Genomic DNA, 20286 nt, shown 5'->3' on the forward strand with positions numbered 1-20286 from the left:
TAGGCCATCGGATCGGAGACACTGTGCAAGCAATCGCGGTCGACTACGCGGTCGACGGACCCGACAGCGGCGTTCCCGTACTGTTCAGCGGCTCGCTGGGCAGCGATCGGCGGATGTGGGAGCCGCAGGTCGCGGCGCTCGCGGCGGCCGGGTACCGGACCATCGCCTACGACCATCGCGGCCACGGCGGCTCGCCCACTCTCCCGGGCCCCTACACCGTCGCGGAACTCGGAGCCGATGCGCTGGCCTTGCTCGACGCGCTCGACCTCGATTCGGTGCACTTCGTCGGCCTGTCCCTGGGCGGTGCGGTCGGGCAGTGGCTCGCGGCGCATCACCCGGCCCGGGTGCGCAGTCTGACTCTGCTGTGCACGGCCGCCGTCTTCCTGCCCGCGCAAGGGTGGATCGACCGCGCCGCCACCGTCCGCGCCGACGGGGTGGCCTCGATCGCCGGAGCTGTCGTCGGCCGGTGGTTCACCCCGCAACTCGCCGGGCGCGACCCCGAACTGGTGGCCCGGCACACAGCGATGGTGTCGGGCACCGGCGAGGAGGGTTACGCGGGATGCTGTGCCGCGCTCGCCGAGTGGGACGGGCGGGCCGACCTCGCCCGGATCGTCGCGCCGACCCTGGTGATCGCGGGGGCGCAGGACCCCGCTACCCCACCGGAGATGGTGCGGGAGATAGCCGACGGCGTAGCGGAGGCCGAATTCCGGATCGTGGGGGGCGCGCACCTGGCGAGTGTGGAGAGCGCGGGCACGGTGACCGCTCTCCTCCGGTCGCACATCCAGCGCGCCACCCCGCTGGGAGCACAGCGCGCAGCGGCTTTCGAGCAGGGCATGCGGGTGCGCCGCGAAGTCCTCGGCGACGCGCATGTCGATCGTTCGATCGCCGCGATGACCGAATTCACCGCTCCGTTCCAGGATTTCATCACCAGGACCGCGTGGGGCGACATCTGGTCCCGCCCCGGTCTCGACCACCGCACCCGCCGATTGCTGACCTTGGCCGTCCTCACGGCGGTCGGGAACGAGCACGAACTCGACATGCACATCAGGGCCGCAGTGCGCGCCGGGGTGCCCGCCGCGGAACTCGCGGAGGTGTTCCTGCACACCGCGATCTACGCGGGCGTACCGAACAGCAACCGCGCCTTCGCCCTCGGTGCGCGGGCGCTGACGGAATCGTCTCCGCACGACTGACGCACCCGGCGCGACCCGGCGACGCCGCCCGATGGTACTCCCGTCCGGCGGCGTCCCGTACGGTGCCGATCCATGCGATCCCGGGCGCCTCCCGGACACCGCCGGCGCCTACGATCCGGTCATGGCGCAGATCAGCAGTGAACGGCGGGGCAAGGTCGCGATCATCACCGTGCACGACCCGGATCGGCGAAACGCGCTGACACCGGCGCTGTCGGAACAACTCGCCGCCGCGGTCGCCGCGGCCGAGCGCGATACCGGCGTGCACGCGGTGATCGTCACCGGAACGCCGCCCGCCTTCTGCGCGGGCGCCGATCTCAGCGCGCTCGGCGCGGCCCGCGAGGAGGGGCTGCGGGTGATCTATGACGGGTTCCTCGCGATCGCGCGCTGCGCGTTGCCGACCATCGCGGCGGTCGGCGGCGCCGCCGTCGGCGCCGGACTCAATCTCGCGTTGGCCGCCGACGTCAGAATCGCCGGTCCCCGCGCGCGGTTCGACGCGCGATTCCTGCGGCTCGGCCTGCATCCCGGCGGCGGGATGACCTGGATGCTGCAACGCGCCGTCGGACCGCAACGGGCCGCCGCGATGACGCTGTTCGGCGAGATCCTCGACGCCGAGGCAGCGCTCGCCGCCGGATTGACGCACCGGGTGATCGACGGCGATCACGACGCGCTGCTCGCCGGAGCGATCGACTTCGCCGCGGGCGCGGCCGAAGCGCCGCGCGATCTGCTCATCACCACCAAGCGGACCATGCGCCACACCGCGAACCTCGACGCGCACGCCGACGCGGTGGACGCCGAGATCGTGCCACAGGTGGCGTCGCTCGAGTCGCCGGAATTCGCCGCGCGGCTGGCCGCGAAACAGGCCGAGATCAGCCGATCGCGATGATCGGCGGCGCTGCGGTGCGGGCGAATGTCATCGCAGCGGGAGGGAAACGGTTTGGCGTCGCCGGTGGCGGGTAGCCGCTGGCGAGACAGTTCGTGCCGAACCGCAGGGCGCGGCGCTTCTCGTGTGTGCCGGGTGGCTTGCGACCACGCAGAGCGAGAGGAGGGCCCATGCACTACATCGATGACACCAAACACCTGCTCAGCGATCTCGTGGGACGGGTGATCGAATCGGCCGGCAGCTATTCGGGCAGCCAGACCGTGACCATCGCCCGGCCACGCGCCGAGGTCGAGCAGTTCTGGCGCGACCCGGCGAACCTGTCCGAAGTGCTCGGCGACGTCGCCGAAGTCGCGTCGCCTGCACCGCCGATCTACGAATGGACGCTGCAGGCGGGCGCCGATGGACGCACGACCTGGAAGACCACGCTGCGCGAGGAGGAAGGGCACTTCCGGTTCGTCGGCGCGGACGACCAGGACACCGCGTTCGGCAAAGGTCTCGAAATCGAACTGAGCTTCCGGGAGGCACCCCGAGATCTCGGTACCGAGGTGACGATGCGAGCCAAGACCCCGCTGCCCGACCTGCTGACCGGCGCGGGCATGTTCACCGCCCTCTACCGCGCCCGAGCCCGGCTGCAGACCGGCGAAATGCCCACCCTGGCCCACAATCCGAGCGCGCGCTCGTCGGCTCGGTGAACAGGAGGAGACATGCATGCGCTGTGCTGGAACGGCGTCGACGACCTCGCCGTGGAAGACGTCCCCGACCCGGTGCTGGTCAATCCGCACGATGTCATCGTCCAGGTCCGCCTGACCACCACCTGCGGATCCGATCTGCATTTCATCGACGGATATCTGCCCGGAATGCGGGAAGGTGATGTCTTCGGACACGAATTCATGGGCGAGGTCGTGGAAACCGGCGCCGAAGTCACCTCTATCGCCGTCGGCGACCGTGTCGTGGTTCCGTCTTTCATCGGATGCTCGTCGTGCTGGTATTGCGACCACGAGCTGTATTCCCTGTGCGACACCACCAATCCGAACGGCGCTCTACAGCAACCGATTCTGGGCTACCCGACCGGCGGAATCTACGGCTACACCCATCCCTTCGGCGGTTATCAGGGCTCCCACGCGAAATATGTCCGTGTCCCCTTCGGCGACACCAATTGCTTCCGTATACCGGACGGCATCACCGACGAACAGGCGTTGTTCCTGTCCGATGCCGTGCCGACGGGTCTGATGGGCGCGGAATTCTGTGACATCCACCCCGGAGACACCGTCGCGGTGTGGGGCAGCGGTGGCGTCGGATTGATGGCCGGGCACACCGCTCGCCTGCTCGGCGCCGACCGGGTTTTCGTCATCGACCGCTTTCCCGAACGGCTGCGCGTGGCGAAGGAGCAGTTCGGCGCGGAGACGATCGACTACACCGCCGTCGACAGCGTCCAGGAATTCCTGCGGGAGAACACCGGCGGTCGCGGCCCGGACGCCTGCATCGATGCCGTCGGGATGGAGGGGCACGGCACCGGCCTGCAGCAGCTCTACGATCGCGCCAAACAACTGCTCCGATTGGAAACGGATCGTGCGACGCCGCTGCGCGAAGCGATTCTGGCGTGCCGGAAAGGCGGAGTCGTCTCGGTGCTCGGCATCTACGGCCTCACCGACAAATTCCCGATGGGCATCGTGACGAACAAGGGGCTCACCATCCGCACCGCACAGCAATACGGTCAGCGGTTCGTCCCCCGCATGTTCGACTACATCCAGCAGGGCGATCTCGACCCCTCCTACCTGATCACCCACGACATGCCGCTCGACGACGCGGTATACGGCTACGACATCTTCAAGCACAAGAAGGAAGGCTGCATCCGCGCCGTTTTCCGGCCGTGATCCGGAGTTTCCGCCGGGACGAGCGGGGCACCCGCCGGATATGGCAGGACGGACCGAACCCGCCGTAGCCGCGTCGAGCCGGTGGATCGATGCCGACGGTATCCGATACCCCTGCGGCGATACGCACGCATGGCTACCGGGAACCAATCAAACGCTGTGCGGCATCCCGCTCTCGCGCGCACGGCTGGCGCGATTCCCGCATGTCCCGTGGAGCGAGGCGCTGTGGTTGGCCGACACTTCCGACCAGGTGATCGCGACCTGCCGTCGCTGCGCCGCGGCCGGCGACCGGGAACGTCGTCGATGGACCCGCACGAATCCCCGCCCCTGAGCGGTTGCTGATCGCGGTACCGCAGGGTTGCCCGTTCGAAGCCGGACAAGCCCGGCTTCATCGGCGCGATCGAATCGCGCAAACGCCCCCGCGCCTCGTGCCCCAGTGGGTACGCTGCCCGGCAGTTCCCCGAGGCGGGCACCCGCACAGCCGCTAGCACAGCGCGACTTCGAAACAAACTCTTGACTCGTTCCAGAAAACGGACAAGACTTCCGTGCATGCCAACGGCCTCGGAATTCCAGCAGATGCTGCGAGGAGTTTCGCTGCGCGTGACCCGTCCGCGGGTCGCGGTGCTCAGCGCGGTGCACGACCACCCACACGCCGACACGGAGTCGATCATCCGCGCTGTCCGATCCGCGCTGCCCGAGGTGTCCCACCAGACGGTGTACGACTCGCTGAACGCGCTCACCGCCACCGGCTTGGTCCGGCGTATCCAGCCGTCCGGATCCGTCGCCCGCTACGAATCGCGGGTCGGCGACAACCACCATCACGTCGTATGCCGAGCTTGCGGGGTGATCGCCGATGTCGACTGCGCCATCGGCGAGGCCCCCTGCTTGACCGCGTCCGATGACAGCGGGTTCTCGATCGACGAGGCCGAGGTCATCTACTGGGGCCTGTGCCCCGACTGTGTCGAAACACAGGCTTCCCGATCACATTCGTGATCACAGCCCCCATCACTCATTCAGGAAGGAATGCTGTGTCATCCGATAGCCGCCCGCCCAATCCTGACACCAAGACCGGCAGCGCGAGCGAGAGCGAGAACCCGGCGATCCCGTCCCCCACCGCGAAGACGGACCATCGTCCCCGCAGCAACAAGGACTGGTGGCCGGAGCAGATCGATGTCTCGGTGCTGCACGCCCACACCTCCAAGTCCAACCCGCTCGGCGAGGACTTCAACTACCCAGAGGAATTCAAGAAGCTCGACGTCGACGCCCTCAAGGCCGACGTCGCGGCGGTCATGACCAATTCGCAGGACTGGTGGCCCGCCGACTACGGCCACTACGGCGGCCTGTTCATTCGAATGAGCTGGCATGCCGCGGGCACCTACCGCATCTCCGACGGCCGCGGCGGCGGCGGTCAGGGCGCGCAGCGCTTCGCGCCGCTCAACAGCTGGCCGGACAACGCCAATCTCGACAAGGCGCGCCGGCTGCTGTGGCCGGTCAAGCAGAAGTACGGCAACAAGATCTCCTGGGCCGACCTGCTGGTGTTCGCGGGCAACGTAGCCCTGGAGACGATGGGATTCAAGACCTTCGGCTTCGGCTTCGGCCGCCCGGACATCTGGGAGCCGGAGGAGGTCTTCTGGGGTCCGGAGGACACCTGGCTCGGCGACGAGCGCTACAGCGGTGACCGCGAGCTGGCCAATCCGCTCGGCGCCGTCCAGATGGGCCTTATCTATGTGAACCCCGAAGGGCCCAACGGACAGCCGGATCCGGTGGCCGCGGCCCGCGACATCCGCGAGACGTTCGGCCGCATGGCGATGAACGACGAGGAGACCGCCGCGCTGATCGTGGGCGGCCACAGCTTCGGCAAGACCCACGGTGCCGGCGATGCGAGCCTGGTCGGCGCCGAGCCGGAAGGCGCCCCGATCGAGCAGCAGGGCCTGGGCTGGAAGAGCGCCTACGGCACCGGCAAGGGCAAGGACGCCATCACCAGCGGCTTGGAGGTCGTCTGGACCTCCACCCCCACCAAGTGGGGCAACGGCTTCCTGCAGAACCTGTACGGCTACGAGTGGGAGCTGACCAAGAGCCCCGCGGGCGCCTGGCAGTGGAAGCCGAAGGACGGCGCGGGCGAAGGCGCGATCCCGGATCCGTTCGGTGGGCCCGCGCGCACGCCGACCATGCTGACCACGGACTTGGCGCTGCGCGAGGACCCGATCTACCGGGAGATCACCCGCCGCTGGCTCGATCACCCCGAGGAACTGTCCGAGGCGTTCGCCAAGGCGTGGTACAAGCTGCTGCACCGCGACATGGGACCGATCAGCCGCTACCTCGGCCCGTGGGTTCCCGAGCCGCAGCTGTGGCAGGACCCCGTGCCCGCCGTCGATCACGAACTGATCGATGAGGCGGACATCGCGGACCTGAAGAGCAAGGTGCTCGAGTCCGGCCTGTCGGTCGCGCAGCTGGTCAAGACCGCCTGGGCCTCGGCGGCCAGCTACCGCAGCACCGACAAGCGCGGCGGCGCCAACGGCGCTCGCATCCGGCTGGAGCCGCAGAAGAACTGGGAAGTCAACGAGCCCGACGAACTGGCCAAGGTGCTGCCGGTGCTCGAGCAGATCCAGCAGAACTTCAACGGTTCGGCCGCAGGCGGCAAGAAGGTCTCGCTCGCCGACCTGATCATCCTGGCCGGGTCCGCGGCGATCGAGAAGGCCGCCAAGGACGCGGGCCACGACATCACGGTCCCGTTCGCGCCGGGGCGGACGGACGCCACCCAGGAGAACACCGATGTCGAGTCGTTCGCGGTGCTCGAACCGCGGGCCGACGGGTTCCGCAACTACGTGCGGGCCGGTGAGAAGGCCCCGCTGGAGCGCCTGCTGCTCGACCGGGCGTACATGCTGGATGTGACCGCTCCGGAGCTGACGGTGCTCATCGGCGGGCTGCGCGCGCTCGGCGCGAACTACGGTGGCACCGACCACGGCGTGTTCACCGACCGGCCGGGTGTGCTGACGAACGATTTCTTCGTCAACCTGCTCGACCAGAACACCGAGTGGAAGGCGTCGGAGTCGGCGGAGAACGTCTACGAGGGCTTCGACCGCGCCTCCGGCGCGCCCAAGTGGACGGCGACGGCCAACGACCTCGTCTTCGGATCGCATTCCGTGCTGCGGGCGGTGGCCGAGGTGTACGCGCAGGCCGACGCCGGGGCGAAGTTCGTCGACGACTTCGTCGCGGCGTGGGTCAAGGTGGCCAACAACGATCGGTTCGACCTGGCCTGATCGGTATCCGGTGACATCCAGGCCGGTCCCTCCGGGGGCCGGCCTGGATCGTTCCGGTCGCCCGTCGTCCCGTCCGATGGACCTGTCGAGCGCACCGAATCCGCCACGGGCACTCAGGTTTCGGGGAGCTGGATGGATCGCGCTGCCTCGTCGTCCCGGCGTCCGGTGGTCATGTAGAGGGTGCGGCGGCCGACTTCGACGGCGTGGTCGGCGAAGCGTTCGTAGTAGCGGCCGAGCAGGGTGACGTCGACCGCGGCGGCGGTGCCGTTGTCCCACCCTTCGGCCAGGATCGCCGCCAGCAGGTCGCGGTGCAGATCGTCCATGGTGTCGTCGCGGGCATCGAGGTCCGCGGCGTCGCCCGGGTCGGCGGTGGTCAGCACGCCGACCGCGGCATCGGCGAGGTCGACGGCCGCCTCGCCCATGTGGGTCACCAGGTTTCGCACCGGTTCCGGCACTGCGGCGGCGGGATGCCTGCGTCTGGCGGTGTCGGCGATGTGCTCGGTCAGCGTGCTCATCCGGGTGAGGTCGTCGACCAGCTGCAGTGCCGTCACCACCCGCCGCAGTTCTCCCGCGACGGGAGCTTCGAGCGCGAGGAGGGTCACCGCGGCGTGTTCGGCGCCGTCGCGCATCGCGACGGTTTCGGCGCAGTAGTCGATGGTGCGCTCGGCCAGCTCCAGGTCCGCGCCGAGCAGGGCGTCGGTGGCCATCGCGATGGCCTCCCGGTTGCGCGCGCACATCGCTCGCAATTGATCGGCGAGTTGCTCGAGATGCTCGTGGAAGCGGGTGCGCACTGTTCCATCATCGCGCGCATCCGGGTAACGCGCGGTGGGTCCCGGTGTCCGGGGGCGGGATGTTCCCGGAAGCCCACCGGGCAACGTTGCGAAACTCGGAAATCGCGCACCGGTCGACTATCGGAAGCTGAGTTAACATCGTGGTTCGCCTGAGCAAGCTGTTCGTCGGCCGCGCCGCTGCCGACCGGGCTGGGAGGGGCCGGTGTGGAGTTGCCATCAGCGGGGCCGTTGACGGCGCGGACCGGTGCCGCCGGGACGTGGTGGTCGTGTTGCGTCGCCGGGATGTCGATGCCGTGGCGCACGCTGCGCCCCCGGCCCGGTGACACGCAGTTGCTCGGCACGCTCACCGACGCGGGGCTGCCCCCGGCGCGAGCCAGGGTCCGGCTGACCGCGCTGATCCACGGTGTGCGGCCCGCTCCGGCCTACGGAGTGATCGAAGGAGCGTTGCGGCCGCCCGAGGTGGCGATCGCGATGACCAGCTTTCTCGTCGAACACCCGCAGGCGCGTTTCATCGTCGATCCGGCGATGTGCGCCGACGTGCACTCCCGGGTGCTGCCGCAGCTGCGCCGCCCCTATCGCGATCTGGTCGCTCCGCGCAAACCGCTTGTCGGCCTGGCCGATTCGCTCGCGCTGTCCGCCGTCCCCGTCGACGCGATCGACTTCGCGATCGCGACGCACATCCACTGGGACCACGTGGCCGGACTGCTCGACCTACCGGCATCCCTCGCGCTGCGGGCGACCACGGCCGAACTGAGCTGGGCGACCGACCCCGAGACGGCCCCCATGGGAGTCGCCGAGGCGCTCGGCTCACGACCGACGCCATCCATCGACCTCGACGGACCTCCCGTTCTCACCTTCGCGAGCAGCCACGACGTTTTCGGGGACGGCTCGGTGTTGGCGGTGGATCTTTCCGGCCACACCCCCGGCAGCATCGGTCTCGTTCTCGCGGTGGACGACGGTGGGACCGTGCTGCTGGCGGGCGACGCCGTCTGGCGCCGGGAGCAGATCGGGCTGCTGCGCGAGAAGCCCCCGTTGCCAGGGCTTCTCGTCGATCACGATAGATCCGCCGCATTCGCCGCGATCCACCGCCTGCACCGCCTGCCCGCGGATGTCGAGGTCATCCCCACCCACGACCACACCGCGGCGAAGAGATGGGCGCACCGCTGACGGCGAACGCACACCGGAATCGGCGGGACCACACTCGTCATCGACGGCCGTCTCGACGCCGACCTCGGCCTCTTTCCGGTGCCGGGCCGGCCGTCCTGAATGGCACTGACACCTGTCCCTCCGTCATCCACCGAAGCGCCGGGCGGGGGCGGGAAGTTCGGACGCGGCCAGCAGCGCCCGGAACTGCCGGCTGTCGTCCCGGGGCAGGATGCCGGCGCGTGGCGTGACACGCACGCTCGCGCGGTTCGCCGCGGGCGCACTGCTGGTCGACGCCGTGCCGCATACGGTCAAGCGATCCAGGCCGCCGATATCCCGTCCAGGGACGAAAGTCCGCGGCAACGGCCTGAGGTGGGGTCCACCAGCGACGAGATCCGGGACCAACGACTGTGTTCCCCTCGGCGCGGGCGACCTACCGTCGGCCCTATGAACGAGCTACCCACCGGAGAAACCATCGAGAAGGCCGTCTTCCTCGCCGGCCGGGCGCCGTCGCTGCACAACAGCCAGCCCTGGCACTGGACGTTCGACGGCCAAGCGCTGCGGCTGTTCGCCGTACCCGAACGCCGCCTCCCGGCGACCGACACCACCGGACGTCAGATGCTGATCAGCTGTGGTGTCGCGCTGGGACACCTGCGCGCGGCCATGTCCGCTGCCGGCTGGCGCACCCTCGTCGCCCACTTTCCCAACCCGAATCGCCGCAATCATCTGGCCACGATCACGTTCCATCGGGCCCACTTCGTGACCGACGGCGACCGCGCCCGCGCCGACGCCATCCTGCGCAGGCGCACCGACCGGCTGCCGTTCGCGGCGCCGCCCGGATGGCCGGATTTCGAAACCGTGCTGCGCAGCACGTTCGATCCCGCCGACGCCACGCTGAGCGTGCTGCACGACGACAGCCGCCCCACGCTGGCCCGCGCATCGGAGATGACCGCGTCCCTGCGCCGCTACGACCCGGATTACCACGCCGAATTGCACTGGTGGACAGGTCATGTCGTCGCCGACGCCGGTGTCCCCAAGGAGTCGCTGATCTCCGAGCGGGAACGGCAGCGGGTGAGTGTGGGCCGGAAATTCCCCACCGTCGCCGGTGAGCGGCGCGGTGAGGTCGCCGACGACCATTCGGTGATCCTCGTCCTCTCCACCGACAGCGACTCCCCTGACGACGTGGTGCACTGCGGTGAGGTGCTGTCCACGGTACTGCTGGAGTGCACCCTCGCCGGGTACACGACCTGTCCGCTGACCCACCTGACCGAGGTTTCACAGAGCCGTGCGCTGGTCCGTACCCTGACCGGCGGTTTCGGCTTGCCGCAGGTGCTGGTGCGGGTCGGCTCGGCGCCCGATTCCGGGCAGGACGTTCCGCAGACGCCGCGCCGCCCGCTCGCGGAGATCCTCGAAATGTCCGGCCCGGCGGGCGGGGTGGACTGAGGACACACCGCCTCGGGACGTTCGCCCCCGCGTTTCGGGCAGCAGTACCCTCCCGTCGCATCCTCCGCGTGAGCAAGCTGTGTGCTATGTCACTGCGCCGTTCACCTCGTCCCCCGCCCGGTAGAGCACCGGACCCGGATGCCGCGCCGCTGGCGGTTCCCGCGGTGGTGGTCGCTTCGATCATGCTGATCGGCATGCTCGTCGCGCTGGTCGTCTTGCTACCGGCCTGGGCCCGCGACTACGGCGCGACCCTGGTGTACTTCGCCGTTCTCATCTACGCCGGTCTCGCGCTGCGGCTGTTGTGGTGGGGCGTGACGACACTGCGTGCGCGGGTGGCGCAGACCGATGAGTAAGCCGGCCACGCCGAAACCGCGGCAACGACGGTGACCAAGGACCCTGCGTGGCGGGCGCAACGCCCGTATTCGCCCGACCCGATCCCGCGAAGACTCGAACCATGACCGCGAACGACGAAGCGCCCGCCCTCCCGGTACCCGGCCATCGGGAAATCCTCGCCGCCCTGCGGCTTGCCACCCGGGCGCCTTCGGTGCACAACACTCAGCCGTGGCGGTGGGTGTTCGACGGCACCAGCCTGCACCTCTACACCGACGCAGACCGGCTGCTGCCGTCGACCGACCCGCACGGCCGGCAACTGGTGATCAGCTGCGGAGCCGTACTGCATCACGCCAGGACCGTCTTCGCCGACCTAGGCTGGCACACCGACACCGTGCGCGTACCGGACCGGCAGCGGCCCGACCATCTCGCGGTGATCGAATTCCGGCCGTGGACCGACCCGCCCGAGGGGATCCATGCCCGAGCACGCGCCATCGACCGGCGCCGCACCGACCGGCTGCCGATGACCGAACCGCAGGGCTTCGCCGACCTGCTGCCCCGGCTGCGGATGCTCAGCTCCCCGCACGAGGTGGAACTCGACGTCCTCGATGACAGCGCCCGGCCTCGGCTCGCCGCCGCTTCGGAACAGATCGGCGCGCTTCGCCACCACGACTTGCTCTACCGCACCGAGTTGGAGTGGTGGACCGGACGTTCGGAGACGCTGGAAGGCGTGCCGACCTCCGCGCTGGTGTCCGATGCGGAGTTCGCCCGCGTCGGAGTCGGGCGCGCGTTCCCTCCTGCGCCGCGCTCGCTGCGACGGGCCGGACTCGACGATCGCGCGCGGCTGGTGCTGCTCGGCACCGAGGGCGATTCGGTGCCGCGGTGGCTGCGCACCGGTGAGGCTTTGTCGGCCGTGCTGCTGGAATGCACCGCCGCGGGCCTGGCGACCTGCGCGCTCACCCATGTCACCGAGCTGCCGACGACCAGAGGGCTGCTCGCGGGCCTGGTTCCCCGCCCTGCGACACCTCAAGTGCTGCTGCGGGTCGGCACCGCGCCCGACGACGCGGACCTGGTCCCGCCGACTCCCCGGCGACCGGTCACGGACGTCTTCACCGTCACCGGCTCTCGCTGAAACCCGCGGCCACCGGCGCCCGGAAGGGCGGGCGGCCCGCGCCCATGGCACGACGAATCGAGGAGGACGCGGTGGAGTATCAGATCGCCCTGGTGGAGGCGGCACCGGAAACGGTGCTGCGGATGGCACGCGGGCTGCGTGCCGACCCGGGCCTGCTCGGCGAGGACATCGCCGAGGGAATGCGGGAAGTGACCCGCGTCGTGCGGCGGGCCGGGTTGGTCGCCAGCGGCGCGCCGACGATCACCTTCCGCGACGACCCGCCCGAAGGCGAGGCGGTCGCGGTGGAATTCGGCGTCGCCGTGGAGCCCGCGCCCAACCTCGGGCCCGGTTCCGGCGCGCAAGTAGTCGTCCAGCCGGGAACTCTGGTCGCCCGAACCTGCCACCGCGGCAGCTACCGCGACCTCGGCGCGGCCTATCAGGCGCTGCGGGAATGGTTGCGCGACAGCGGTTACCGGTCGATCGGCCCGCCCACCGAGGCCTACCTCGTCGGTCCGGACGAGGTCACCGACCCCCGGCGCCTGCTCACCGAGATCAGGTTGCCCGTCGCCCCCGTCGCCACCGTCGCGGTGCACCTCGACGCACCCTTCGACGAGACGGTGCGCAGGACCAGGGATGCCCTGCGCGGTGCGGAACTGGTTGTGCTCGCCGAAGTGGACCTGCGGGCGACGCTGCGCGAGCAGATCGGCGAACAGATCGAGAACTACCTGCTGCTGAGCGTCTGCCATCCGCGGCTGACCCACCGGGCGCTGCTGGCCGACCGCCACGCGGGGGCGATGTTCTCGGCCGGTGTCGTGGTGCGTTCGACCGGCACCGGCACGCAGGTCGAGGTGGCCGATCCGGAGCTGCTGGTCTGCGTCACCGCCGCGCCGGGGCTGCGGTCCGTCGCCGGGGAGCTGCGGCGACAGCTGGCCGCCGCTGTGGCGACCCTGCGCGACTCGATGCCCGCGCGGACGTGATCCGGCGTCCGGGTGACCATGGTCCCGTCAGTGCGGGTACGAGTCCTCTCACCGGTCCCGGGATCAGACGAGCAGCGTGGATATGGCACCTCAACCACGATCCACCCGGGAAAGGCACACGTCATGAGCTACCACCGCGACCCCCTCGCACCCGCGGTGCACACCGCGCACGAGTGGCTGCGCACTCTGACCGACGAACTCGCCACCGAAGACCGCGCATTCGCGCACCGCGCACTGCGTGCCTGGCTGCACACGGTGCGTGACCGCATCGGTGTCAACGCGGCCGCCCACCTCAGCGCCCAGCTGCCCGAACTGCTGCGCGGGATCTTCTACGAGGGGTGGGTGCCCGCCCACGTGCCCTTCCCGCACGACGTGCCGTCCTTCCTCGACCAGTTCGCGCAGGAAGCGGGCGTCTCCCGGGACGAGGCCTACGCCCTCGCGGGGGCGGTGACCGAAGCGCTGGCCGACTTGTTCTCGCCCGGCCAGCTCGATCACGTGTTCGCGCTGCTGCCGGAAGATCTGCGGGCCGTACTGCGCGGAGCCGACCTCGCGGGCACCATGCACGAGCAGGCGACCGCGGTCACGCCCCCGGAAACGTCTCGTGTCGATGAACTGGACAGCCGGCTGCGGGCGCTCACCGACGCGGTGGCGGTGCTCGCCCGCAGCCTGGAAGAACTCTCCGGTGGCCAGCCGCCCGACGCCGCGCAGGTCTCCGCCGCGCAGCAGGCCCACCGGATCCTGTTCGCCGAAGGGCTCACCCGCTCCGAAGCGCCGACCTGATCGCTGCCCGGCTCCGGCCGGTCGTACCGGATACTTCGTTCCGGCGCGGTACGTTTGCGCCGAGAGCGAATCACCTGCGTGTGTGGGGTTCGTGGTGGCCACGCAGGAAGGGACTTTGGTCCGTACCGAGCAGGCCGCCCGATGCGTAGTGTCGAGCCCACCCCAGCTCCCGGATTGGACACTAGATGATCACGGTTTTTCTGGTCGACGACCATGAGATCGTCCGCCGCGGCCTCGCCGACCTGCTCTCCGACGACCCGGAGCTCACCGTGATCGGCGAAGCAGGCGACGTCGCCCAAGCCCTCGCCCGCATCCCGGCGCTCCGGCCGGACGTGGCCGTTCTGGACGTGCGCCTGCCCGACGGCAACGGCATCGAACTCTGCCGTGACCTGCTGTCCAAGCTCGACGATCTGCGGTGCCTGATCCTCACCTCGTTCACCGACGAGCAGGCGATGCTGGACGCGATCCTCGCCGGAGCCAGCGGCTACGTGGTCAAGGACATCAAGGGCATGGAACTGGCCAAGGCCATCAAGGAAGTCGGCGCGGGGCGGTCGCTGCTGGACAACCGCGCCGCCGCCGCCCTGATGCAGCGACTGCGCGCCAACACCGACAACGACGGCCCGCTGGCCGGGCTCACCGATCAGGAACGCAAACTGCTCGACCTGCTCGGCGAAGGACTGACCAACCGCCAGATCGCGCAACGTATGTTCCTGGCCGAGAAGACGGTGAAGAACTACGTGTCCCGCCTGCTCGCCAAACTCGGCCTGGAACGGCGCACCCAGGCCGCGGTCTACGCCTCCAAACTCCGTTCCCGGCCTTCGGGCACCACCATCGACTTCTGACCGTGGCGGCGTTCATTTCCGCAATCGGGTGAAATAGTCTTGAGTCATGGCCAGCAGCCGCGCCGACGGCGTTCCAGGGGCGCAGACGACCGATTTCGCGCCGGCCGACACCTATTCCGTGCGCGATACGCTGTCGCAACTGCGGCTGCGCGAACTGCTCGGCGAGGTCAAGGATCGGATCGAACAGATCATCGACGCCCGTGACCGCATGGACGGCCTCGTCGAGGCCATGCTCACCGTCACTTCCGGTCTCGATCTCAACCGCACGCTGCGCACCATCGTGCACACCGCCATCTCGCTGGTCGACGCCCGCTACGGCGCACTCGGCATCCGCGGCCACGACCAGCAACTCACCCAGTTCATCTACGAAGGCATCGACGAACCGACCCGCGAATTGATCGGTGACCTCCCCCAGGGCCACGGCGTCCTCGGACTGTTGTTCAGCCAGCCCAAACCGATCCGGCTCGACAACCTCGCCGACCACCCCTCCTCGGTCGGATTCCCCGCCCACCACCCGCCGATGCGCACCTTCCTCGGTGTACCCGTCCGCATCCGCGACGAAGTGTTCGGCAACCTCTACCTCACCGAGAAGAAGGGCGGCCAACCCTTCACCGAAGACGACGAGGTCATCGTGCGCGCCCTCGCCGCCGCCGCGGGCATCGCCATCGACAACGCCCACCTCTACGAATCCGCCCGCACCCGCCAGGCCTGGATCGAAGCCACCCGCGACATCACCACCGAATTCCTCGCGGGCACCGCCCCCGGCCAGGTCCTCACCCACCTCGTCGAAGCCACACACCGGCTCACCGGCTCCGCACGGACCTACCTCGCCGTGGTCCCGGACTCGGAAGGGCCGCCCGACGAGATCACCGAGCTGTTGATCACCCACACCGCCGGGGTCGCGCCCAATCAGCGGCTCATCGAGCTGCCTTTGGGCGACACCACCATCGGGCAGGCGTTCCGGCTGCATTCTCCCCAGCGGGTGGACGACGCGCGCCGCGCGGATCTCGGCAAGATCTTTCCCGACGCCGGGCCCGCGCTCGTGCTGCCCATGCAGACCTCCGACTCCACGGTGGGCGTGCTGGTCGCGCTGCGGGCGGCGGAATCGGCGCCCTACGACAACGAGATCCTCGAACTGATCTCCGCCTTCACCGACCAGGCCGCTCTGGCGATGCAACTGGCCGACGCGCAACGGCGCATGCGCGAACTGGACATCCTCTCCGATCGCGACCGCATCGCCCGCGACCTGCACGACCACGTCATTCAACGACTGTTCGCCGTCGGACTGAGCCTGCAGGGCACCGTCCCCCGCACCCGCGTTCCCGAAGTGCGCGAACGCATCACCGAAGCGATCAACGACCTGCAAGACGTCGTCCAGGAGATCCGCACCTCGATCTTCGACCTGCACGGTGGCAACAGCGACAGCGCGCGGGTGCGCAGGCGCATCGAGGAAGCCATCCGCCAGCAGACCGCCCCCAGTGGCATCCGCACGTCCGTGCGCATCAGCGGACCGCTTTCGGTCATCGACCCCGAACTCGCCGATCACGCCGAAGCCGTGGTCCGCGAAGCGGTCAGCAACGCCGTCCGACACTCCGGCGCCGACGCGGTCACGATCGACATCACGGTGGCCGACGATCTGATCATCGTCGTCGAGGACCACGGCTGCGGGCTGCCGCCCGATGTCGCCCCGAGCGGCCTGACGAATCTCGCCAGGCGTGCCGAGGAAGCGGCCGGGACTTTCACCCTCACGGCCGGAACCGGGCCGGACGGGCGTGCCGCGGGCACCCGGTTGTGCTGGCAGGTGCCGCTGCGCTGACCGTCGCGGCGAGCGGCGAGCCGGAGCCGACGAGCGAGGAGGGCCATGGCCGAGGAACCGACCGAATGGGGTGGGGCGCTGTGGGCGGCCGCCGACCTCGTGACGCCGATGGCCATCCGCGTGGCGGCGACGTTGCGGCTGGCCGACCACGTCGCCGCGGGCAGGCGCACGAGCGAGGCGCTCGCCGCAGCGGTGGACGCGGACCGGGACGCGCTGGCGCGTGTGCTGGAGCACCTGGTGACCGCGGGCGTGCTCGCTCGTCAGGGTAGCGGCGGCTACGGGCTGACGTCGCTGGGTGAGCGCCTGCGTGACGATCATCCGGAAGGCGTGCGACGCTGGCTCGATCTGGAGGGCGCCTTCGGGCGCGCCGATCTGTGCTTCGTCCACCTGTTGCACACCGTCCGCACCGGCGAGCCCGCTTTTCCGCGGCAGTTCGGCCGGCCGTTCTGGGAGGACCTGTCCGCCGATCCGGCGCTGGGCGCGTCGTTCGACGCTCTGATGGGGGCCCGTTTGGTGGCCGACGCCCCGCTGGTGGCCGGCGCCTACCCGTGGGGCGCGCTCGGTCACGTCATCGATGTCGGTGGAGGCGATGCCAGCTTGCTCATCGCCCTTCTTCGCGCCCATGACGCATTGCGCGGGACGGTGGTCGACTTGGCGGGCCCGGCGGCTCGCGCCCGGCGGGCCATTCGCGCCGCGGGCCTCGAGCACCGGGCCGACGCGCGAGTGGGCAGCTTCTTCGATCCCCTTCCCGCCGGAGCGGGCGGTTATCTGCTCTCCGGTGTCCTGCACGACTGGGACGACGAGGCCGCCGTCCGCATCTTGCGGCGATGCGCCGACGCGGCCGCGGAGCACGGAAGGGTGCTCGTTGTGGACCATATCGGCGATGCCGGCGGCGGCCCACCGGACACCGAAGGAGACCTGCGGATGCTGTGCTACGTCCGCGGCCGGGAACGCACGCTGGGCGGACTGCGCGAGATCGCCGAATCCGCGCGCCTGCGGGTCGGTTCGGTCGTCGCGGCCGGCTCGCGCTCGATCGTCGAGTTGCTCCCGGCCGATCGAAACGGCGGCGGGTGAGAATGCCGACAATGGTCGCGGCTACCCGCGCTCATCGCCGATCCGCGTCGCGACAGCACGTGCGAGCCGAGGACCGCCTCAGGTGATCAGGTCCAGGGTGTCGAATCGGTGGCCGGACCAGATGCGCCGAGAGCGTTCTTCGGGGTACGGCCGGGTGTCCGGCTCTGCGCCGTAGACACGAGTGAGGCGGGTGTCGGTGGCGCCGGGGTAGGCGGTGCGGTAACCGTCGCTGCCGTGCGGGGACGGCGCGAGGTGATAGTCACCTTGCCCACCCCCTCCGGCGGTAGCACCACTCCCCCTGATGCTCCGAACTTCAAGGATCGATCGACTGCTCCCGGAGTTCGGCGTGTTCTGGCCGCACAAGCGATTGGCGCCCAGCGGCCACTTGGGACTCGTACCGGGGAACAGCAAGGACGATGCGCGCTCGAAGGAGGCCGCGAGCGCCGTGTGGCTGCGGTGGTTGTGCTACCAGCTGGTGAACGAGGGTAGCCAGCTTAGGCGGCAGAGCGAGAGCGCGGTCGGCGATCTGGAGGGAGGCTGTCCCGTGGTGGATGGTCACGTCGTGACGCGGGTCTGTCCACCCAACGGTGTAACCCGGTTTGATCGGGTTACTTTCGTCCAGCGCTGAGTCAGCCTTCGAAGGTGATGTCCAGGGTGTGCAACCGAGTCCACGACGATCTCACGAACAGGGCGGCAGTACGCATGAAGTCGGTGGCCGCGCACCTCGAGACGGTCAGAGGGAGCGCAACCCCCCGTCGCCGGCTGCCTTTGTGTCGGATCGGTTGTAGATCCGCCGCTGGTTTGCGGGTTCGCTACGGAAGAGTGTCCCCATTCGCAGAATTGATTCTGAGCTGATACCTGAGGACCACATGTGTGGAACGCGGGGTTCAGCTTCTGTCGAGGGACGCGCGAGCGCGGAGTTGGGTGACAGCGGAGGCGGGGTCTTCGGCGAAGTAGCGGAAGGTGCGAGCCCGCGCCGGCTTGCCCAACGGCCTGGTGAAGACGATCGGTTCGGTCAGCGACACGGTGACCGACGTCTGGCCGGCTACGGCGAGGTCTGCCGCGGCGTCGCTGTCCACGGCCGCCAGTCGGGTGTCGGGGTACCGGCGGTGCACGCGGACGGATGCTATGCGCTCGGCGGGGATGTGGATGTCGAGCAGCGCCCCGTAACGCAGCCGCAGCGAGCCGTCGGCGCCGATGACGTGCGGGCGGACGACACAGGAGGCATGCAACGCGGTGACGAAGAAGACCCCCCATACGTCGATGACGAGGACGACCGCGTGCACCAGCGGCCACGGGATGAGGTACGCGAGAGCCGCAGTCTCCACGACGCAGACGACGAGGAAGCCGTACATGACGGCCGCCTGCCCGGAGGCGTACGGCACCGCCACGTCGCCGTCGCGCACACCGTGGGGACCGCGACGAGTTGCCCAGCGCAGAAAGCTGGTGACGAGAGCGAACTCGTGCGCGACGAGCTTGCGTACGACCGCGGGAACCAGATCCGTGACGGCAGCCGTGATCGCCTGACGCCAGGTCAGGGCGGCGCGGCGGCGCCGGTGGGAGTCCAGGGCCAGCAGCGTGGCCGCCGCCGTCAGCACGGCGAACACCGATAGCTCCACGGCCAACCGCACAGGCGGTGCGATGGATGTCCCGGACACCAGGCAAACGACGAGCGCAGATTCGCCGGGCAGCACCGCCGCGAATGACCACCGCACGGCCGTGCGCAGCGCCGACAGTCCCTTCATCGTCCCCGCTCCTGCAGCAATTCGATGGCGCGACGTATCGCCGCCGCCTGCGCCGGTGCGAAGTCCGCGAAAAACGCTTCGGCGAAACCATTCCCGCCCGGCGGCTCCAGCTGCTGATCGCCAGGAAAGCTCAGCGCCTCCAGCATCCCCTCCGGCATGGCGGCGACAACGGCACGGGCTGCCTGCTCCACCCGAGGATCGTCCTCGGGTAGTCCCGACAGCTCGTCGAGCTGGACATAGATCTCATACGCGCGCGTCATGGCCTCCGGATCAGCCCTCAGCGCGCGCATCATGCCGTCGAGCCACCCGTCATCGACCGGTGCGCTGGTCTCCAGCAGCGCCAGCAGCTCGCGTTCTTTGACCGCCATCGCCGGCTCCGGACCGGGATGGCGGGCGCCGGCGCGGGCCATGTCGTCGAACAGCGCGGCCAGCGCCGGGGAAACCGGCGCGTCGGCGGACAGCCCGCCGCCCTCCTCCGCCTGCCGCAGCAGCTGCGCCAAGCGGGCGCGGCGCTGTCGGATGGACGCCTCCTGGCGCGCCAGGTCCGCCTCCAGCTCGACGAGCACTTCGACCAAGTCCTTGCCCGCGTCCTCGGCCAGGACGTCACCGACCTCGTCCAAGTTCAAACCCAGCTCGGCGAGACGGCGGATCCGAGCGAGCTCGACAGCGTCGCGCAGCGAGTATCGACGGTAACCGTTGGGTTGGCGCGGGGGTTCCGGCAGCAGTCCGATGCGGTGGTAGTACCGCACGGCACGGGTGGTGATGCCGACGGCGTCGGCGAGTTCTCTGATCCGCATAGCACCAGTGAAAACGTTGTCGCCGCGACAATGTCAAGCGAAGATTCGCAGCAGCCGTGCACCGCTGTGCGACCGGGCGTGGTTGTGCCAGTGAATTCCGGCGTCGGTTATCGGTGAAATCGGAAGCCGCGTGTGTCAGTTCAGCCGTGATCGTGACGGCGAATAGTGACGTCACTTCGCCCTCATGACGCGGGCGCTTTGTCCCCTCGCAGATGGTTGTCGGCGGTGTTGGTCGC

General features: G+C 69.4%; 18 protein-coding genes. 15 read left to right on the forward strand and 3 right to left on the reverse strand.

What is annotated here, in order from left to right; genetic code table 11:
- Nucleotides 1–23 precede the first annotated feature (23 nt).
- The 6 genes from pcaD to katG all read left to right on the forward strand — a co-directional run bounded on the left by pcaD (nt 24) and on the right by katG (nt 7201).
- A complete protein-coding gene (gene pcaD, locus ACH49X_RS32190; RefSeq protein WP_397071700.1) occupies nt 24–1190 on the forward strand; it encodes a 3-oxoadipate enol-lactonase in 1167 nt (388 codons plus the stop codon).
- Nucleotides 1191–1311: 121 nt separating this feature from the next.
- Nucleotides 1312–2073, forward strand: coding sequence for an enoyl-CoA hydratase (locus tag ACH49X_RS32195; protein ID WP_195083007.1), 762 nt, complete (start codon nt 1312–1314; stop codon nt 2071–2073).
- A gap of 167 nt (nt 2074–2240) precedes the next feature.
- The gene (locus tag ACH49X_RS32200; protein WP_357109829.1) at nt 2241–2762 is read left to right on the forward strand and encodes an SRPBCC family protein; all 522 of its coding nucleotides are present in this window, start codon (nt 2241–2243) and stop codon (nt 2760–2762) included.
- 12 nt (nt 2763–2774) lie between these two features.
- Entirely contained in the window at nt 2775–3944 is a 1170-nt protein-coding gene (locus ACH49X_RS32205) for a zinc-dependent alcohol dehydrogenase (RefSeq protein WP_195083005.1), read from the forward strand.
- A 546-nt stretch (nt 3945–4490) separates the two neighbouring features.
- Nucleotides 4491–4934 carry a Fur family transcriptional regulator gene (locus ACH49X_RS32210; protein WP_195083004.1) on the forward strand — a complete coding sequence of 148 codons (444 nt, stop codon included), beginning with the start codon at nt 4491–4493 and terminating at the stop codon, nt 4932–4934.
- A 35-nt stretch (nt 4935–4969) separates the two neighbouring features.
- Nucleotides 4970–7201, forward strand: a complete 2232-nt coding sequence (gene katG / locus ACH49X_RS32215; protein ID WP_357109826.1) for a catalase/peroxidase HPI — start codon at nt 4970–4972, stop codon at nt 7199–7201.
- Nucleotides 7202–7314: 113 nt separating this feature from the next.
- Here katG and ACH49X_RS32220 read toward each other — a convergent pair whose 3' ends face one another.
- Nucleotides 7315–7992 (reverse strand): phosphate uptake regulator PhoU, encoded by a 678-nt coding sequence (locus ACH49X_RS32220; RefSeq protein ID WP_195083002.1) that lies wholly within the window; start codon nt 7990–7992, stop codon nt 7315–7317.
- Between the two features lie 282 nt (nt 7993–8274).
- On the opposite strand from ACH49X_RS32220, the gene ACH49X_RS32225 reads away from it, so the two are divergent.
- The 9 genes from ACH49X_RS32225 to ACH49X_RS32265 all read left to right on the forward strand — a co-directional run bounded on the left by ACH49X_RS32225 (nt 8275) and on the right by ACH49X_RS32265 (nt 17508).
- Nucleotides 8275–9159 carry an MBL fold metallo-hydrolase gene (locus ACH49X_RS32225; RefSeq protein WP_357208694.1) on the forward strand — a complete coding sequence of 295 codons (885 nt, stop codon included), beginning with the start codon at nt 8275–8277 and terminating at the stop codon, nt 9157–9159.
- A 423-nt stretch (nt 9160–9582) separates the two neighbouring features.
- A complete protein-coding gene (locus ACH49X_RS32230; protein WP_357208696.1) occupies nt 9583–10578 on the forward strand; it encodes an Acg family FMN-binding oxidoreductase in 996 nt (331 codons plus the stop codon).
- Between the two features lie 164 nt (nt 10579–10742).
- The gene (locus ACH49X_RS32235) at nt 10743–10931 is read left to right on the forward strand and encodes a hypothetical protein (protein ID WP_324722491.1); all 189 of its coding nucleotides are present in this window, start codon (nt 10743–10745) and stop codon (nt 10929–10931) included.
- A 101-nt stretch (nt 10932–11032) separates the two neighbouring features.
- Nucleotides 11033–12040 (forward strand): Acg family FMN-binding oxidoreductase, encoded by a 1008-nt coding sequence (locus ACH49X_RS32240; protein WP_195082999.1) that lies wholly within the window; start codon nt 11033–11035, stop codon nt 12038–12040.
- 44 nt (nt 12041–12084) lie between these two features.
- Complete coding sequence (locus tag ACH49X_RS32245; RefSeq protein WP_195082998.1) at nt 12085–12996, forward strand: GyrI-like domain-containing protein; 912 nt, start codon at nt 12085–12087, stop codon at nt 12994–12996.
- Nucleotides 12997–13119: 123 nt separating this feature from the next.
- The gene (locus tag ACH49X_RS32250) at nt 13120–13776 is read left to right on the forward strand and encodes a DUF2267 domain-containing protein (protein ID WP_357208698.1); all 657 of its coding nucleotides are present in this window, start codon (nt 13120–13122) and stop codon (nt 13774–13776) included.
- Nucleotides 13777–13961: 185 nt separating this feature from the next.
- On the forward strand, nt 13962–14618 hold the full coding sequence (locus ACH49X_RS32255; RefSeq protein WP_195082996.1) for a response regulator: 657 nt from the start codon (nt 13962–13964) through the stop codon (nt 14616–14618).
- 46 nt (nt 14619–14664) lie between these two features.
- A complete protein-coding gene (locus ACH49X_RS32260) occupies nt 14665–16434 on the forward strand; it encodes a GAF domain-containing sensor histidine kinase (RefSeq protein WP_357208699.1) in 1770 nt (589 codons plus the stop codon).
- A gap of 45 nt (nt 16435–16479) precedes the next feature.
- Complete coding sequence (locus ACH49X_RS32265; RefSeq protein ID WP_357208701.1) at nt 16480–17508, forward strand: methyltransferase; 1029 nt, start codon at nt 16480–16482, stop codon at nt 17506–17508.
- Nucleotides 17509–18395: 887 nt separating this feature from the next.
- Here the strand turns inward: ACH49X_RS32265 and ACH49X_RS32270 are convergent.
- Nucleotides 18396–19253, reverse strand: a complete 858-nt coding sequence (locus ACH49X_RS32270) for a hypothetical protein (protein WP_357208703.1) — start codon at nt 19251–19253, stop codon at nt 18396–18398.
- The gene (locus ACH49X_RS32275) at nt 19250–20050 is read right to left on the reverse strand and encodes a MerR family transcriptional regulator (protein ID WP_195082992.1); all 801 of its coding nucleotides are present in this window, start codon (nt 20048–20050) and stop codon (nt 19250–19252) included. Before ACH49X_RS32275 ends, ACH49X_RS32270 begins: the two co-directional genes overlap by 4 nt.
- Nucleotides 20051–20286: the final 236 nt, after the last annotated feature.

It is taken from the genome of Nocardia sp. NPDC019323 (genome assembly GCF_044389845.1).
GTDB classification, from domain to species: domain Bacteria; phylum Actinomycetota; class Actinomycetes; order Mycobacteriales; family Mycobacteriaceae; genus Nocardia; species Nocardia implantans.

Coding starts and splice junctions, on each gene's coding strand:
- ACH49X_RS32195 (WP_195083007.1), top strand. CDS start 1,312: ATGGCGCAGATCAGCAGTGAACGGCGGGGCAAGGTCGCGATCATCACC.
- ACH49X_RS32200 (WP_357109829.1), top strand. CDS start 2,241: ATGCACTACATCGATGACACCAAACACCTGCTCAGCGATCTCGTGGGA.
- ACH49X_RS32205 (WP_195083005.1), top strand. CDS start 2,775: ATGCATGCGCTGTGCTGGAACGGCGTCGACGACCTCGCCGTGGAAGAC.
- ACH49X_RS32210 (WP_195083004.1), top strand. CDS start 4,491: ATGCCAACGGCCTCGGAATTCCAGCAGATGCTGCGAGGAGTTTCGCTG.
- ACH49X_RS32225 (WP_357208694.1), top strand. CDS start 8,275: ATGTCGATGCCGTGGCGCACGCTGCGCCCCCGGCCCGGTGACACGCAG.
- ACH49X_RS32230 (WP_357208696.1), top strand. CDS start 9,583: ATGAACGAGCTACCCACCGGAGAAACCATCGAGAAGGCCGTCTTCCTC.
- ACH49X_RS32240 (WP_195082999.1), top strand. CDS start 11,033: ATGACCGCGAACGACGAAGCGCCCGCCCTCCCGGTACCCGGCCATCGG.
- ACH49X_RS32245 (WP_195082998.1), top strand. CDS start 12,085: ATGGCACGACGAATCGAGGAGGACGCGGTGGAGTATCAGATCGCCCTG.
- ACH49X_RS32250 (WP_357208698.1), top strand. CDS start 13,120: ATGAGCTACCACCGCGACCCCCTCGCACCCGCGGTGCACACCGCGCAC.
- ACH49X_RS32255 (WP_195082996.1), top strand. CDS start 13,962: ATGATCACGGTTTTTCTGGTCGACGACCATGAGATCGTCCGCCGCGGC.
- ACH49X_RS32260 (WP_357208699.1), top strand. CDS start 14,665: ATGGCCAGCAGCCGCGCCGACGGCGTTCCAGGGGCGCAGACGACCGAT.
- ACH49X_RS32265 (WP_357208701.1), top strand. CDS start 16,480: ATGGCCGAGGAACCGACCGAATGGGGTGGGGCGCTGTGGGCGGCCGCC.
- ACH49X_RS32270 (WP_357208703.1), bottom strand. CDS start 19,253: ATGAAGGGACTGTCGGCGCTGCGCACGGCCGTGCGGTGGTCATTCGCG.
- ACH49X_RS32275 (WP_195082992.1), bottom strand. CDS start 20,050: ATGCGGATCAGAGAACTCGCCGACGCCGTCGGCATCACCACCCGTGCC.